The organism is Gordonia jacobaea (assembly GCF_965344965.1).
In the GTDB taxonomy this organism is placed as follows: domain Bacteria; phylum Actinomycetota; class Actinomycetes; order Mycobacteriales; family Mycobacteriaceae; genus Gordonia; species Gordonia jacobaea.
The window spans coordinates 819,901-835,853 of sequence record NZ_CBDRLS010000002.1 but is presented as its reverse complement, the minus strand read 5'-3'; the positions used below and the strand labels follow the sequence as shown (position 1 = coordinate 835,853).

The 15,953-nt window shown below is 66.0% G+C and carries 13 protein-coding genes; 8 read left to right on the top strand and 5 right to left on the bottom strand.

Features of this window, described 5'->3' with window-relative positions:
* Window positions 1-56 precede the first annotated feature (56 nt).
* A complete protein-coding gene (locus ACRVY7_RS09945) occupies window positions 57-2,225 on the bottom strand; it encodes an acyltransferase family protein (RefSeq protein ID WP_431816928.1) in 2,169 nt (722 codons plus the stop codon).
* Window positions 2,226-2,375: 150 nt separating this feature from the next.
* Between ACRVY7_RS09945 and ACRVY7_RS09940 the strand changes: the two genes are divergently transcribed.
* Complete coding sequence (locus ACRVY7_RS09940) at window positions 2,376-3,740, top strand: styrene monooxygenase/indole monooxygenase family protein (RefSeq protein ID WP_431816927.1); 1,365 nt, start codon at window positions 2,376-2,378, stop codon at window positions 3,738-3,740.
* Window positions 3,741-3,871: 131 nt separating this feature from the next.
* Here ACRVY7_RS09940 and ACRVY7_RS09935 read toward each other — a convergent pair whose 3' ends face one another.
* Window positions 3,872-4,900 (bottom strand): alpha/beta hydrolase family protein, encoded by a 1,029-nt coding sequence (locus tag ACRVY7_RS09935; RefSeq protein WP_431816926.1) that lies wholly within the window; start codon window positions 4,898-4,900, stop codon window positions 3,872-3,874.
* A gap of 156 nt (window positions 4,901-5,056) precedes the next feature.
* Between ACRVY7_RS09935 and ACRVY7_RS09930 the strand changes: the two genes are divergently transcribed.
* Window positions 5,057-6,058 carry an oxidoreductase gene (locus ACRVY7_RS09930; protein ID WP_431816925.1) on the top strand — a complete coding sequence of 334 codons (1,002 nt, stop codon included), beginning with the start codon at window positions 5,057-5,059 and terminating at the stop codon, window positions 6,056-6,058.
* Here ACRVY7_RS09930 and ACRVY7_RS09925 read toward each other — a convergent pair.
* The gene (locus tag ACRVY7_RS09925; protein WP_049700434.1) at window positions 6,034-7,059 is read right to left on the bottom strand and encodes an esterase/lipase family protein; all 1,026 of its coding nucleotides are present in this window, start codon (window positions 7,057-7,059) and stop codon (window positions 6,034-6,036) included. The two genes, ACRVY7_RS09930 and ACRVY7_RS09925, sit on opposite strands and share 25 nt — an antisense overlap.
* Before the next feature lie 16 nt (window positions 7,060-7,075).
* Window positions 7,076-8,581 (bottom strand): amidase, encoded by a 1,506-nt coding sequence (locus ACRVY7_RS09920; RefSeq protein WP_082938021.1) that lies wholly within the window; start codon window positions 8,579-8,581, stop codon window positions 7,076-7,078.
* 486 nt (window positions 8,582-9,067) lie between these two features.
* Here ACRVY7_RS09920 and ACRVY7_RS09915 point away from each other — a divergent pair, with 486 nt between their 5' ends.
* From ACRVY7_RS09915 to ACRVY7_RS09905, 3 genes are all read left to right on the top strand, one after another.
* A complete protein-coding gene (locus tag ACRVY7_RS09915) occupies window positions 9,068-10,537 on the top strand; it encodes an APC family permease (RefSeq protein ID WP_431816924.1) in 1,470 nt (489 codons plus the stop codon).
* A 13-nt stretch (window positions 10,538-10,550) separates the two neighbouring features.
* Entirely contained in the window at window positions 10,551-11,288 is a 738-nt protein-coding gene (locus ACRVY7_RS09910) for an IclR family transcriptional regulator (protein ID WP_431816923.1), read from the top strand.
* A gap of 171 nt (window positions 11,289-11,459) precedes the next feature.
* A complete protein-coding gene (locus ACRVY7_RS09905) occupies window positions 11,460-12,980 on the top strand; it encodes a catalase (protein WP_431816922.1) in 1,521 nt (506 codons plus the stop codon).
* A 229-nt stretch (window positions 12,981-13,209) separates the two neighbouring features.
* On the opposite strand, the gene ACRVY7_RS09900 is transcribed toward ACRVY7_RS09905, so the two are convergent.
* Complete coding sequence (locus ACRVY7_RS09900; RefSeq protein WP_431816921.1) at window positions 13,210-14,316, bottom strand: alpha/beta fold hydrolase; 1,107 nt, start codon at window positions 14,314-14,316, stop codon at window positions 13,210-13,212.
* Between the two features lie 124 nt (window positions 14,317-14,440).
* On the opposite strand from ACRVY7_RS09900, the gene ACRVY7_RS09895 reads away from it, so the two are divergent.
* Genes ACRVY7_RS09895 through ACRVY7_RS09885 form a run of 3 tightly spaced genes read left to right on the top strand, consistent with a single transcriptional unit; the run spans window position 14,441 to window position 15,942 of the window.
* Window positions 14,441-15,097 (top strand): nitroreductase family protein, encoded by a 657-nt coding sequence (locus ACRVY7_RS09895; RefSeq protein WP_431817069.1) that lies wholly within the window; start codon window positions 14,441-14,443, stop codon window positions 15,095-15,097.
* Between the two features lie 12 nt (window positions 15,098-15,109).
* A complete protein-coding gene (locus ACRVY7_RS09890; protein ID WP_431816920.1) occupies window positions 15,110-15,490 on the top strand; it encodes a DUF427 domain-containing protein in 381 nt (126 codons plus the stop codon).
* Between the two features lie 17 nt (window positions 15,491-15,507).
* Window positions 15,508-15,942, top strand: a complete 435-nt coding sequence (locus tag ACRVY7_RS09885; RefSeq protein ID WP_431816919.1) for a nuclear transport factor 2 family protein — start codon at window positions 15,508-15,510, stop codon at window positions 15,940-15,942.
* Window positions 15,943-15,953: the final 11 nt, after the last annotated feature.

The window sequence follows — 15,953 nt, the reverse complement described above, 5'->3', positions numbered from 1 at the left end:
GGAGTCTGGACGCTCCCTGAGACGTGGCTGTCAGCGAGTCTCACCGGCGCTCAGACTCACCACCACCGCAGCGCACGGCGCAGATCGGCGTCGACCGCAGGGATCAGGCTGCGGACAAACGTCGCGGACAGGTGGTGGTAGTCGTGCCAGACGAGGATGTTGCCGACGACAGCCGGGCAGTAGGCCGTACCGCACATCGCGTCGGTGTAGTCGAGAAACGACATGTTCGGATACTGCGACGCGATGGCCCCCGTAGGGTCCGTCTCCGCCATCGCCGCATCCCGGTCGACGCCGCAGACCTGCGGTTTCTTGCCCTGTGCCAGGCATTCCGGCGGCTTGAGCTTGCCATGCGCCCAGGGATTGTCGCGCACCGCGACGACCCGCTGTCCTCGGTCACGGAACTGCGTGAAGATGTCGGTGTAGTCCTTCGGAACGGTGTCGCCGGGCCCGTTCTCGACCGGGCGGGTGCTGTTGGTGAACACGACGTCGGGTTTGTCGACGGCCAACCTGTCCATCACCCGCCGTGACCAGTCGTTGCACTGGTAGTACTTCTGTCCGAACCAGGTGAAGACGTGTGAGGTGGTCAACGCGCAGCCGACCTTGAGGTAGGTGGTGACCCTGAATCCGCGCTGCTTGCCGACGGCGTCGAGCGCGGTGATCCACTGCTCGGCGTGCGATCCGCCGACCAGCGCTACGGTGCGCGTGGCCCCAGGATCGCCGTAGACGCCGACCTTGATCGACGGGTCCTTCCAGCCGCTGATCATCGAGTCGTACGAGGTGATCGGCCAGTCCTTGTCGACGACCTCCGGGCTCGGTTGGGGGTCGACGCGGGGCGTCGGCGCGCCGTCGAGGTACGCGCGCGCACCGGGGTAGAGCCGGGGATCGAGGTTGTCGGTGTTGACCGTCGCGTTCGCGGCATTGCGCTGCCAGACGACGGCCGTGGTGCCCGCGACGATCGTCGCGATCACGAGCACAGCGGTGAGCGTGACCCGATACGAGCGGCCGAAACCCGTGTCCCGTCCGGATCGCAGCGGAGCTTCGATGTACCGGGTCGTCAGCCACGCCAGCAGCAGCGACACCGCGAGGATCGCGGTGCCCTCGTACCAGCTCACGTCGTCCTGGAAGCGCCACGCGAGGTAGAAGATGAGCAGCGGCCAGTGCCACAGGTAGAGCGCGTAGGCCACCGAACCGAGCCACACCAGCCGCGGGTGCGCGAGTGCCCGGCTGACCAGCCCGGTGTCATTCGACGCCGCGTCGCGGGCGGCGGGTGAACCGGTCCAGATCAGCGCGAGCGTCGCGCCGACCGGTATCCACGCCCAGACGCCCGGATACTCCGACACCCCGCTGATCCACCAGCCGCAGCTCACGATCAGCGCAAGCGCACCAACACCGACGACGTCGCGCAGCCAACCGGGCATCGCGAGGCGGTTGCGGTGGACCTGCGTGAGCCTTTGGGGGATTGCGACGGCCAACAGCCCGCCCGCGAGTGGCTCCCACAGCCTCGCGACAGTGTCGTAGTAGTTGAACGGCTGGTTCACGTCGTGCCGGTAGACCGCCCAGGCGAACGAGACGACTGCGACGGCAAGCAGGGCGACGCCGACGATGCCACGGATGACACGGGCCTCGCCGAACACCGAGATGCGGCGTGCGAGCAGCTTCAGGACGCCGCCGAGCGCGAGCATGCACACGAGCGTGAGGACAAAGAACTGGCCCTGCATCGACATCGACCAGAGATGCTGCATCGGACTGTTCGCCGAATCGGCGGCAGCGTAGTCCTGTGAGTCGAATGCCAGGTGCCAGTTCTGGTAGTAGAGCGCACTCGCTTGGATCTCGGAACCCAAAGGGCCCCAACGAGTTGTGGGCATGATCAGCGCGATCAAGGCGGTGATGACAGCCAGGACGACGAGCAGAGCGGGCAGCAGACGCCGTGCCAGTCGCCAGAAGCGAGGCCACGGATCGACCGCCCGTCGCCACGACACGTTCGGCGGGTTGGTCGCGATGACGTGCTTGAGCAACGACGCGATGAAGAAGTAGCCGGACAGAGTGAGGAACACGTCGACGCCACCGGACACCCGACCGAACCACACGTGGAAAATCGCGACGAGTGCGATCGCGATACCCCGCAGGCCGTCGAGGTCGAGGCGGTACCCCGAGGTGTTGCCGGTGGCGGCGTCCTCGTTGGGGGTGCCGGGAGCGATCCCGGCGTCGGAAAGCGTGGAACTCACAGGCAGCGATGGTAGCGCGGCGAATGACCCAGTCTGCGGACCCCATCGGCGCGGGAGGTTTGCGCCTTCGTGCTTCTAAATCTTTTCCCACCAGAGTGCATCGCGCACGCTGTGTCCATTGTCGAAAAGTTCAGACCACAAGGAGCACAGATGGCAGACCAGAAGCGCGTTGCAGTCGTCGGCGCGGGAGTAACGGGTACGAGCGCTGCGCTCGGCTTCCTCGACGCGGGATTCGACGTCACTCTCTACTCTGACCGCGATCGAGAGTCGTTGCGAGACAAGGTCCCACCGACCGGTGTCGGCGTGCTGTTCGGTAGCTCGCGCGACTGGGATGCGCAGATCATCGACGACCTCTACGAGGTGGGCAACACCACCGGCATCAGCGTTCGACTGTCGTCGGGGGAGGGCACCGAGCGCGTCGACGTTCTCGAGTTCAACCCCGACTACGGCTACGTCGCGCAGGCCGTCGACCTGCGTCTACGTGCTGATGACCGCCTCGGTCGATTCCTCGAGCGCGGCGGCCGCTTCGAGGTCGAAGCCGTCGATCCCGACCGCCTGGACGAGATCGCTGCCGACAACGACCTGACCCTCGTCGCCACCGGCAAGGGCGGCCTGGCGTCGTTCTTCCCGGTCGACGACGAGCGCACGCACTATCGCGAGCCGCAGCGTCGACTCCTGCAGGTCACCCTGACCGGACTCGACCATGGTCCCGACACGTTCGCCTACCGTGCTGCCGACGGCGGACGTCAGTCGCTGTTCAACCTCGACAGCGACAACGGCGAGATCTTCGTCGGACCCTTCCTGCACAAGGACGCGGGCGCCACATGGTCGTTCATCGTCTTCGCCAAGCCCGACGGCGCGTGGGCGCCGAAGATCGACGAGGTCACCGACGCCGCGTCGGCGCGTCAAGCGATCGTCGACATCTTCGACGAATGGTTCCCCGCGGATGCTCCCGCGATCCGCGAGCTCGCGGTCATCGACTCCGACCCCTACTCGTGGTTGAAGGGCGCTGTCACCCCGACAGTCCGCAAGCCCGTCGGCACGACGAAGAACGGGCACGTCGTCGCGGCGATCGGCGACACAGCGATCGCTGTCGACCCGGTTGCCGGCCAGGGCGCGCAGAACTCGCTGATCCAGGTCGCCGAATTGGTGCAGGCCGCCAAGGCGCGCCTCGACGACGACCCGTCGGCGGAGTTCTCCGCACAGTGGCTGGCCGACGAATTTGAGAAGCATTGGGACAGGAGGGGACACGCGTCTGTCGAGGTGACGAGGCTTTACCTCGGCGACCCCGATTACGCGATGCACCTCGAACTGGCCTTCCCGGCCGCGGCTGTCAACGTCGACGTCGCCGCGGCGCTGTTCGGCTTGCTGTCCGACCCCAATCCGCTTCTCACGCTTGGTGATCGCGACGACGTGCTCGGCTTCATCTCGGCGGTGTCGGGCGAGCCGGCCGACGACGTGCTCGGACGGTTCGAGCCGCTGGGAAGCTTCAATTCGCGCGCAGTTCCCGCCTGATTGATTGGCAGCAAAAATTCTCTGACGCAACGGGTTCCGGCCACACTCCTGTGGCCGGAACCCGTTGTTCTGTCAGCCGGTTCGTGGCCGCTGGTTGGTGTCAGCCGGTTCGTCTCACGCGGCGCGGTGCGTCAGGATCCGTTGGCGTGCACGTCGTTGGTGACGCGGGTGATCAGCTCGAGAACCTGCTCGAACGCCCTCGACTTCGGATCGACCAGCGACGAATGTGTTTGTCCCGGCATGATGATCGCCCGTGCCCGGCCGCCCGCCTTGGCGTCGGCGGCGACGTAATCCTGCGAAAGCACATGCGGCACCACATGATCCGACGTTCCGGCGACTGCGATGACCGGCGTCTGCGGGTCGAGATTCTGGATCGGGTCGACCGACGCGTAACGGTCGGGAACCTCGTCCGGTGTGCCGCCGAGTACGCGCACGATGCGCGTGTCGCCCATTGCGACGGCCCTGCGCATGTCGAGCGGACCCGCGAGCGAGATGACGGTCGTCGGGCGGAACGTCGGGGATGCGCCGACCTCGCCCGGACGTAGATCCTGTCGCGTACTTGCCCAGACAGCGAGTTGGGCACCCGCAGAATGTCCGACGGTGACCGCATTGTTGAGGTTGAGCTGGGGATAGGCCTTCGCGAGGTCGGGGATGGCGTCCATCGCCGACGCGACGTCGACGAAGGTCGTCGGCCAGCCGCCGCCGTTGCCGAGCCGGCGATACTCGACGTTGACCACAGCGAGCCCGCGTTGAGCCAGGCGTCGCGCGAAGGTGGCGAACGTGCCTGCCCCGATCTTGGCCTGCCATCCTCCCCCGTGGATGAGGACTACCAGAGGGACCTTGCCCGCTCGAGGCGGAAGGTAGAGGTCCATCCAGTTCTGTCGCGGATCGGCCTGTCCGGTCGACACCGCGTAGAAGTAGCGATGCAGAGTGATCTTCGACTCGGTCGCCTGATTGTTGATGTCCTTGGCTGCGGCGCCCCGGGGAACAGCGGCCGACACCTTGGCGGTCGCCGGTACTGCCCCCGACGGCGCGGGAATCGATGCGCCTACGGACTCATGTGTCGGCGTCGAGCACGCTGCGGTCACCGCGCACACGAGAGCAAGCGCAGAGACCGTCAGCGCACGGACGGGTGACGGCTGGTCGCGGGGGGTGGCCACGTGAGACAAGGTCCTCGGCATTGGTGACGGGTGTCGGGTGCGGTTGGCAAAAGTGCGGCGAAGAGTTCGCGTATGCCATTGTGCCCGCGGGACGGCGCCCGATCCTTGTCAGAACGTGTGAGATCGTACGAATATCCGACGTGGGAGGATGCAGCGATGGGTAAATCGCGGTGGTCGGTGTCCGATGCGCCGGATCTGTCCGGACGTACCGCCGTGGTCACCGGTGCGAATTCGGGCGTCGGGTTGGCGACGGCGGGTCACCTGGCACATCTCGGAGCGCGGGTCGTGCTCGCGTGCCGCAACGTCGAGGCCGCAGAACGCGCGCGGGACGCGATCGTCGCGGACGCCGGGTCGGGTGGCCTCGGCAGCCGGATCGGTCCCGACAGCCAGATCTCTCCCGACATCGACATCGTGCAGGTCGATCTGAGTGAGCTGGATTCCGTGCGGCACGCCGCCGACGAGTTGGTCGAGCACTTTCCGACGATCGACATCCTCGTCAACAACGCCGGGGTGATGCGCGCGGAGCGTGAAGTCACGAAAGACGGCGTCGAGATGGATTTCGCCACCAACTTCCTCGGACATTTCGCGCTCACAGGGTTGCTGCTCGGTCCGCTGCGTGCCGCGCGTGGCGCCCGCATCGTCTCGGTGTGCTCGAAGCTGTCGACGGTTGGTCGACTCGACCCCGACGACCTCGCGATGACTACCGGCTACAGCGCCGCGGCCGCGTACTCGCGGTCGAAACTGGCTCAGGCGATCTTCGCCGTGGCGCTGCAGCGTCGGCTTGCGTTGCTCGGCGACGGTGCGCCGTCGTCGGTCCTGGCGCATCCGGGTGCGACCCACAGCGGGGTGATGCGCGATCAGGGAGTGCTGAGCTGGCTGTTCAGCACGCCGAGCCTGCGGTGGGTGCGACGGACTTTCATCATGGACCCGGCTGAGGGATCGCTGTCGTCTGTGCGTGCGGCGACCGATCCCGGTTTGCTCGGCGGCCAGTACATCGGGCCGGGAGGATTCCTGGAACTGTCCGGCGCGCCGGTCCTGGTCGCTCCGCCGGAGGAAACCGACGACCTTCGCCTGGCTCGCGCATTGTGGGAGGCTGCGGAGAAGGCGACGGGCGTCGGTTTCGACCTGCCGGACTACCCGGTCAATCCCCAGTCCTGATTCCACGGATGGAAGGTGCACACGAGCGGCGTCGAAACGCCGAGTGCACGTAGCGTCACGGAGATCGCCCGCGGGGAGTAGGTCATCACGGAGTGCCCCGAGATGTCGACCGGACAGCCATCCTGAAGCAGGACGTTGTTGACCCTCGCGCCGGGACCAGCAGTCAGGAACGTGGCGGCATACGGCGTCGAGAACTGGTCGAAGCGGGTCGCGATCACCGTGTAGTCGACGCCGGCGAATGTCTCGCCGCCGCGGTTGAGGTCGGTGATCATCGACGATCCGACGAGCTGTTCGTATCCCGCGCTTCCCGCAATGGCCGTGACGCCTGGTTCGACGTTGACACCGGCGTCCCGCAGCACCACGGCGAGCGCGCCCGAGCCACTCAGTGTCGTCCCGTGATTGGTGGCGCCGAGCGTCACCACGTTCGCGACGACGTTGTGCGTGGGGTCGGATGGATCTGCGCCGCCCTTGTACTTGAGGTAACGACGGATGAGCACGCCGCCCTGCGAATGACCGATGGCATCGATCTGGCTTGCTCCCGTTGCCTTCCGCACGCGTTGCACGAACTGCGCGAGCTGCTCAGTGGAGTCTTCGACGGGACCCGTCCCGTATAGCCCGGGGATCACCGACAGTGCGCCACCTTCTGCGACGCCGCCACGGCCGTAATTCTGTGTGAAGACGCAGAATCCGGCGCGCTTGAGGGCGGGCGAGAGTCGGGCGAACGTGCTGAATGCGCCCTCCCAGGTGCCGTGGACCAGGACAACCGGTCGAGGATGCGCGGCCGTCGGACGGCACGTCCAGTCGTTGGCGCCCGCCGGGGCCGCTTCCGGGAACGGGTAGGCGAAAGCGGCTTGGAACCCTTTGATTTCCGGTCCGACGCCGCGGGTGTCGGAGGCGTAACTGGTTGCGGCCGCTGCGGTGGGTGTTGCAACGATCGTCGCGGTGAGCGCGGCGATGGTCGCGGCAGCGACGGTGAATAGCGTTGTGAGATAACGGTTCATGATGTGTGTCCGGGCCTCAGCTGTTCGGCGGCGTCTGGTCGGGCCAGCGTCGAGCCTTTTGTAGTTGTGCCGCGACCTGGCAGATCAGGGGTTCGCTGTTGTTGGGGCCGACGAGTTGCACGCTCAACGGCAGGCCGCCGGAGAAGCCGGCAGGGACCGCCGCTGCCGGATTACCCACGACGTTCCACACGGATGTGTACGCCGCGACCGGCGACGCCTTGGCTGATGCCTCGACGAAGCCCGCGCCGTCGAGTTGTCCTATGGGATAAGCCTTTCCGGGCGTCGTCGGACAGATCAGCAGATCGTAGGCGGGAAACACCGACGCCAGGATCTGTTTTCCGACGGTCTTGCTGAGCTCGATGGCCTTGGTCACCGCGAGATCCGACGACAAGCCCGTGCTCCGTCCGACGTCGACACCCTCACGGGTTCGCCGCTCGAGCAGTTCGTAGTGGTCGGCGCGGCGGGCTTCGGTACTGAACCCACCGAGAACCTGCGGCTGGAATGCAGCGGTGAGCGTCGCAGGGTAGACCGGATCGTGTGCGACGACGCGGTGGCCCAGCTTGCCGAGTATGGCGCCGGTCTGCAGCACGGCCCGACGGGTGTCCTCGTCGAGGTGAGTGCCGGCGGGCTGCGCCGTAGAGATCGCAATCCGTAGTGGCCGAACACGTTTCGTCAACGCCTCGGTAAGGGAGTACGGCCACGGATCGGCCTTGTAGAGGTCCACTCCGGCGACGCTGCCGTGAATGCAGTCGAGAATCAGCGCGGTGTCTTCGACCTTCCGACACAGCGGGCCGATCACGCCGAGGGACTTCCACAGGTCGACATTCGGTGCAGCCGACACTCGGCCGCGCTGGAGCTTCAGTCCGTACAAGCCGCACCACGACGACGGCAGCCGAATCGATCCGCCACCATCGCCACCGATCGCGGCGGGCACCATGCCCGATGCCACCGCCGACGCGGTCCCTCCCGACGATCCCGCGGTGGAGTGCAGGATGTTCCACGGGTTTCGGGTGTATCCGTGTGCCGATGTCTCCGTGAACGGCCAGATGCCGAACTCCGGCATGGCGGTGATCCCGAGGATGACTGCACCCGCGGCACGCAGGCGTTTCACGACTTCGGCGTCGTCGGTCGCGGGAGTGGTGAATGCCGCACCGCCATAGGTTGTCGGGACACCTTTGACGTGATTCTCGGCTTTGATCCCGATCGGCACGCCGTGCAGTGGACCAAGGCGTGCGCCGCTCGCCTTCTTGGCGTCGAGAGCGTCTGCCTCGGCGCGGGCACGTTCGTGAAGCGGAATCGTCCACGCGCGCAACGTCGGATTGAGCATGTCGATTCGAGCGAGGAAGAAGTCGGTGATCTGTCGAGCGGTGAACTCGCCTGCCGCAATGCGTTTGGCGATCTCGACGACACCCGCGAACGCGATGCTTTTGTCGTTCGGGTCGAGGTCACGGCCCGCGGCAGCAGCGGGTGCGGCCCCCGTCACGCCTTGCAGCGCAACCGCACCCGCTGCCGCTGCAGCCATACCCCCGACGAGGACGGAACGTCTGCGGAATCCCGAACGCTGCGCGCTCTGGTCCTGCGATGCTGTCCCCGTTGAGTTTTCGTGTGAATGAGACGCACTCTCCGCGCCCCTTACCGCCTGTGATGCCGACATGGTTCCCCTTTGCCCCGGCCGTCGTGAGTCATCATCGCCAGCGCGTTCCGGTGGCGATGGCATGACTCTAGGAGTCAGGTGTGACCTGGCGATCGCCTCGGCGTTGCACTGACTGCGAAGATCTGCGTCCGTCACTCGCGAGCGGATTTACCTGTCTGTCACACAAGGATCCGTGACCGACGCCCGACCCGGCGCAGCCCGGGTGACCTGGATCAATTGCGCACGGCCGGCGTAGTACGTCTCTCACCCCGGTTAACGCGACCGTGACCTCAATTAGCCGAGGCGCAACGTGGGGGGTCCACTGTGAACGCGATCATGACCTCGACTTCCTCTTCACCGGTTCCCTCGCCGCCTGTGCCCTCGCCGCCCGTGCCGTCGGTGCCACTGATTGCCGACGAGTCGCCGGTCCGCGGACTCACGCGCAGGCAGCTCCCGTTCGTAGCGGTTGTCGCGCAGTCTGTCGCGGCGATCGCGCCTGCGGGCACCTCCGCCGTGACGCCACTCTTCGTCATCGTGGCGGCGGGTGGGGCGAGGAGCATCGCGGCATTCCTGACCGCGCTCGTGGTGATCATGTTCGTCGCACTCTGCATCCGGCCGATGGCGCAACGCGTCGCAGTCGTCGGCGGTCTTTATTCCTATGTGGCACAGGCGTATGACGCGCGGACCGCTTTGGTGACTGCGTGGTCGGCGGTCGTCGGCTACGCCTCCGTGAGCGTCGCTGGTCTCATGGCTGTCGGTCTGTACACGAATCACGTTGCGATCAGTGCCGGTGTGACACAACGGGTATCACAGGTGGCGATGAGTGTGATCGTCGTACTCGCCGCCGTCGTCATGGCTTTCGTGATGATCAGGGGAGTGAAGGTCTCGGCGGTGGTGATCCTTTGCATCGAGCTGCTCGCGGTGGTCGTGATGGTCGCGCTGATGCTGTGGCTCGGCTACACCCATCGCGACCAACCATGGCGGCTGTCCGACGCGCACCCGAATCCCGACGGCTCACTTGCGCTGAGTGTGGTTGTCGCGGTGAGTGCATTCGTCGGATTCGAGAGTTCGACGACGCTGTCTGCCGAGGCGCGTCGACCCTTCCGGTCGGTGCCGCGTGCGCTGCTGTGGACACCGTTGTTGGCGGGCGTGATCTATCTGCTTGCCGTGTCGAGTCAGTCGGCGGCAATGGCGGGAGCGTCGGAGTCGGTACGGGAGAGCAGCACACCGCTCGCTGCGCTGTTCCTCTCGGACGGAAGCCCTGCCGCCGCCGTGATTCTCGACGTCGGTATCGCCACCTCATTCCTGGCGTGCGCTATGGCATCGGTGAATGCGCTTGTGCGCGTGCTGTTCACGCTCGGGCGTGAGCACATCATTCCGAAGCAGTTCGGCGCCGCTCATCGTCGACTACACACGCCGGCGTTCGCCACCGCGTTCGCGACCTCGGTGGTGGCGCTCGGGCCGCTGATGTTCCTGTGGTTCGGCGGCGATCCCGAGGAGGGTGTCCGTGACTTCCTCACCCTGAGCGCTCTGGGTTACATGGGCAGCTACGTCGCGGCATGTCTCGCGGCGCCGCGGTTGTTGCGACGCATGGGGGAATTGACGCGGCCCCTGCTGGTCGCGAGTTGGGGCACCGCGTCGGGCCTGGTGATTCTTCTCGGGTTGGGCGCCACGATGTCGGACTCCGGTGATCGGGTGACGTTCCTGTGCTTCTTCGGTTCGGTGGCCGTCGTTGCGATCGCGGTGGTGGTGATCTATGCACGGTGGCCCGCGCGGTTCGCGCGGGTGGGTGTGTTCGACGAGACGAACCGTGACGACGTGCTGGCGTTACCGGGGCTGCGCTGATGGGGGTGGGCTGATGGGGATGGGACGTCCCGGCGCGGGTGAGTCGATAGCGCGGGCGATGCAGATCATCGAGGCCGTCGGTGATCTCGGGCCGGGAGCAACGAGCCGCGAGATCGCCGATCGTCTCGATGTGCCGCCTGCCAACATCTATCGCCTGTTGAACACGTTGGCCGTCGAGGAGTACCTCGTGCGGACAGCGGATCTGCGCGGTTTCGCGCTGGGAAACAGATTGAACACCATGGTGCACTCCGCGGTGACCCCGTACATGTCCAGCCGCGCACAGGAACTCTGCGAGAAGTTCCGCGCATCGGTGCGTTTCGGCGTGTACGTCATGCACTTTCGTCCCGCGACCCTTCGGATCGTCGACATGGATCCCGACCATCCGTTGGTCGCCGAGCACGAAATGATCCGATCCCTGCACGCGTCGGCCGCGGGAAAGTTACTGCTCGCGGCGGACTCGCAGTGGCGCGAGCTCTTGCCACCAACACTTGCAGCGCTGACGCCGTCGACCGTCACCGAGATGCGTGAACTCGCAGCGCAAGTCGAGGAGACGCGCCAACGCGGCTACGCCGTGTCCGTCGACGAAATGCTCGACGGAAAGGCGTCGATCGCCATACCGATACTCGACGTCGAGGGCGTGGTCCGCGGCGCGGTCACGGTGACAGGATTCTCTGCGCGCCTCGATGCCATCACCTCGCTGGTGCCCCGCTGTCGTGAACTCGCCGCCGAACTCGGCCCCCTGCTGTACTGACCCTTCTGTACCGACCCTGCTGTACTGACCCTGCTGGTTCAGGCCCTTTGGGCTGGGCAGTCGAAGTTTCTGCGGCATATCGGTCCGACGTCTAGTGTCGAGAGCACGGCGTTGAAACAGCCCGACGCCCCGTTGACAACTTTTCGCCGACCCCAGCCCCTTGGAGGCGATATGTCGGATCAGAACGATTTCTACACAACAAGAGACTCCGGAGCGCCTGCCGGAAGCGATGAGCATTCGCTCACCGTCGGAGCGGGCGGTCCCATCGTCCTGCACGATCACTATCTGATCGAGCAGATGGCGCAGTTCAACCGCGAGCGCATCCCCGAGCGTCAGCCCCACGCCAAGGGGAGCGGTGCATTCGGCACGTTCGAGACAACAGAAGACGTCTCGGCCTACACGTGCGCGGCGCTCTTCCAACCAGGTGTGAAGACGGAGATGGTCGCGAGATTCTCGACCGTCGCCGGTGAGCGGGGTAGCCCGGACACGTGGCGCGACCCACGCGGCTTCGCGTTGAAGTTCTATACCTCAGAGGGCATCTACGACATGGTCGGCAACAACACGCCGGTCTTCTTCATCAAGGATCCGCTGAAGTTCCAGCACTTCATCCGGTCGCAGAAACGCCGCGCCGACAACAACCTTCGCGACCACGACATGCAGTGGGACTTCTGGACGCTGTCTCCGGAGTCGGCGCATCAGGTCACCTGGCTGATGGGCGACCGCGGTATCCCCAAGACCTGGCGCCACATGAACGGCTACAGCTCGCACACCTATCTGTGGGTGAATGCCCAGGGCGTCAAGCACTGGGTGAGGTATCACTTCATCTCCGATCAGGGCGTCGAGTTCTTCACCCAGGACGAAGCCGACCAAATGGCTTCTGCCGACACCGATTTCCACACCCGCGACCTCTTCGAGAACATCGCGGGCGGAGGTCGACCGAGCTGGACGCTCAAGGTGCAACTGATGCCGTACGACGACGCCGTCTCGTATCGGTTCAATCCCTTTGACCTGACCAAGGTGTGGCCGCATGGTGACTACCCGCTGCACGAGGTCGGGAAGATGACGTTGCACACCAACCCGACCGACAATCATGCCCAGATCGAGCAGGCGGCGTTCGAGCCGAACAACGTCGTACCCGGTATCGGATTCAGCCCCGACCGCATGCTGCTCGGCCGCGTGTTCGCCTACGCCGACGCGCATCGTGCCCGGCTCGGCGTGAACTACAAGCAGATCCCGGTCAACGCACCTCGCAACGAGGTCCACACGTACTCCAAAGACGGTGCGATGCGTATCAATCCGGTGACCGACCCGGTCTATGCGCCGAACTCGAAAGGTGGTCCCGCCGCGACGTTCTCGGGTCAGCCGGAGCCGCAGTGGGCCGCCGACGGCGAGATCATCCGCAGCGCCTACGTCGACCATCCCGAGGACGACGACTGGAGCCAGGCGGGAACCCTGGTCCGTGAGGTACTCGACGACGCCGCGCGGGATCGACTGGCGGACAACGTCGTCGGCCACCTCCTCAACGGAGTGTCCGAACCGGTGTTGGCCCGGGCGTTCGACTACTGGAGCCGCGTCGACACCGACCTCGGCGCCAAGATCAAGAAGGGCGTCACGGAGAAGGCCGACGAGCCCGACCCCAAGGCCGCCGACCAGGGCAACCCCGCCCGGTCGTCGATGCAGCAGAAGGTCTGACGCGCACAGTCGCCTGCCTCGAGCGCCCAGTGGGCTGAATACAGCGCACAGTGGGCTGAATACGGCGCACAGTCGACGGGAACTCTCGCCGGCTGTGCGCCGAACTTCGTCGAGTGGGCGCTGTATTTCGTCGACTGTGCGCTCTGTCGTGCCGAGTGGGTGCTCCGTCCCGCCGAGTGGGTGCTCCGTCCCGCCGAGTGGGCGCTCCGTCCCGCCGAGCGGGCGTGCGTCACCCCTGCGCGGGCAGGATGCGGTGGAGGAACGCAAGCAGGTACATGAGGCCGGCGCCGTCGCGGACGTCGTCGTGGCCGGCGTTGACGGCGTGGAACTCGAAGCGCGTGCCCGCTCGCCGGAACTGTCGGAGCAGGCGCAGCGTCAGCGGCAGCGGTACGCGAGAGTCCTTCCAGCCGTGCACTATCAACACCGGAGCGCCGTAGCCGCCGGTGGGCACGGCCATGTACTCGGCCAGGGAGCGTCGAAAATCGCTGTCGCCCAGAGGTTTCGCCACTACCGAACCCGTCGATACCCCCGCTACGAGTTGTGGCCACGCGCCGCTGCACACACCGGTCATCTCGTCGGAGATTCGCTGACCGACCGGGGTGAGGTAGGACCGGACGTCCACCTTGGTCGGCGTCGCCGTCATCCCGGTCAGCACCGCCAGCAGGCTGCCGACCGGAAAGCCGGGAATCGACGGCATCTGAGGCCTGGCCATGGCGAAGACGTGCTCGATGTTCGACGCCGGGGCAAGGGCCGCGGTGCCGTGGAAGATCAGGTCGGGCGCATACGTCGCGGCGCGATGCCCGGCCGCCAGTGCCGCGTGGCCGCCCTGCGACTGGCCGGCGACGGCCCAGTGCTGCGACAACTCGCCAATGCCCATGCGCGCCGCGCAGACAGCGTCGATCGTCGCGGTCGATTCGGTGTCGGTGTGCAGGTACGGATGCGGACCGATGGTGCCCGGGCCCAGGCCGAGATAGTCGGGGGCCACGACGGCGTATCCAGCAGCGTTGAGCCGACCGATCACCTCGCCGGTCCCAGCCTCGAGATCCTGCGAGCCGGTCAACCCACAATGCTCCGACAGTCCAGACGTCCCATGGGTCCACGCAACCACCCGCCAACCCTCCGCGGGGGCGGGACCGTCGGGGAGACACACCAATCCCGTTGCAGTGACCGACGTTCCGTCCGGACCCGGAGTGGTGTACACGAGCCGACTCACGGCGTGCAGCCCGCCCCACGAACCTATCGGGTCGAGTCGCTGCAGCGTCGAACGTCGGCTCATCGTCACCCCCGTGATCTGTCCGCGTCGACCGCCGGTCGGCAATCGCGTGTCGACAGCCATTCAATCAGCACGGGCGCGTTGGTGCGCCGGATCGTCGAGTACGGCTCCCGCCGCCTGACCGGGTTGGCATAGTGAAGAGGTGGACTCCGACACAAGCACGAGCGGGTTCGACCTGAGCGAGGCGATGCGCACGACGTTCGCGGCGCGGTCGTACACCGACGATCCGCTTCCCGACGACGTGCTCTTCGACATCCTCGACGTCGCGCGCTTCGCTCCGAGCGGCGGCAACCGTCAGGGCGCGCACGTGACCGTGGTGCGCGACGCCGAGACGAAACGTCGGATCGCCGACCTCAGCAAACCTGCGGCCCGACGCTACCTCGCGCAAAAGGCGGCAGGCGAGAGTCCGTGGAATCCGGTCAACCCGACGTCGGTCACCGAGAGCGACCTCGAATCCGTCGACGGCGTCGACGCATTCGTCTCGCCGCTCATCAACGCCCCGGTGGTGCTCGTCGTGTCGGTCGACCTCGCCGTCGTCGCGGCGACCGACCAGGACCTCGACCGCATCGGTGTCATCAGCGGAGCGTCGATCTATCCGCTGGTGTGGAACATCCTGCTGCAGGCTCGCGCCCACGGATTCGGTGGCACGGTCACGACGATGGCAGCCGCGAGCGAGCCCGCCGTCCAAGAACTGCTCGGGTTGCCGACGACGCACGCCGTCGCCGCGGTGCTGCCCATCGGCAGGCCCGTCAAACAACTCACGAAGCTGCGCAGGCAACCCGTCGACGAGTTCGTGACGATCGAAAGATTCGACGGTCCGCCGCTGCGGGCCGCACACGAGTGACACAGGAGACCCATGAGCGAACGCCAGGTGCTACTACCGACCGACGACCATCCGATCACCGTCGAACCTGCCACCGAGCACGTGCGCATCCGCGTGGCAGATCGCGTCATCGCCGAGACCGACGACGCGCTCATCCTCCGGGAAGCGTCGTATCCGCCGGTCTACTACATTCCGCGCCACGACCTCGACGCCGACGTCTTCACTCCGAGTACGCATCAGACGTACTGCCCCTACAAGGGCGAGGCCGGATACCACGGGATAGTCGGTGCCGACGGTGCGACGCTCGCCGACAAGGTGTGGTTCTACGACGAGCCGTACCCCGCGGTCGCCGAGATCGCGGGTCACGTCGCGTTCTATCCCGACGCGGTGACCACCGATATCACACCGAATTGAGCAGGGGGAGAAACGAAGTGGATGCCCAGACCATCGGGGACACGGTGGAGATCCGACAGTTGCTGACTCGTTACGCAACCGCCGTCGACGCCCGGGATTGGCCGCTGTACCGCACGGTTTTCACCGAGGATGCCGAAATCGACTACACGGCTTCGCCCTTCGGAATCATCGGCAGCGTCGACGACGTCGTGGACTGGCTCGAGCGCGGGCTGTCGTCACTGGAGATGACGATGCACTACGTCCTGAACATCGACGTCGAGATCAGCGGCGACACGGCGACGGTTCGCGCGCAGTTCTTCAATCCCCTGCAGATCCCGGGACTCGGCGAGCAGAGTTCGTGTGGAGGCTACTACCATCACGACCTCATTCGCACACAGGACGGCTGGCGGAGCAGGTCGATGCGCGAGGAGATCGTGTGGTTTGTCAACTCCCCGTTGGGATCTCCCCGCTGACGCGGCTCGCC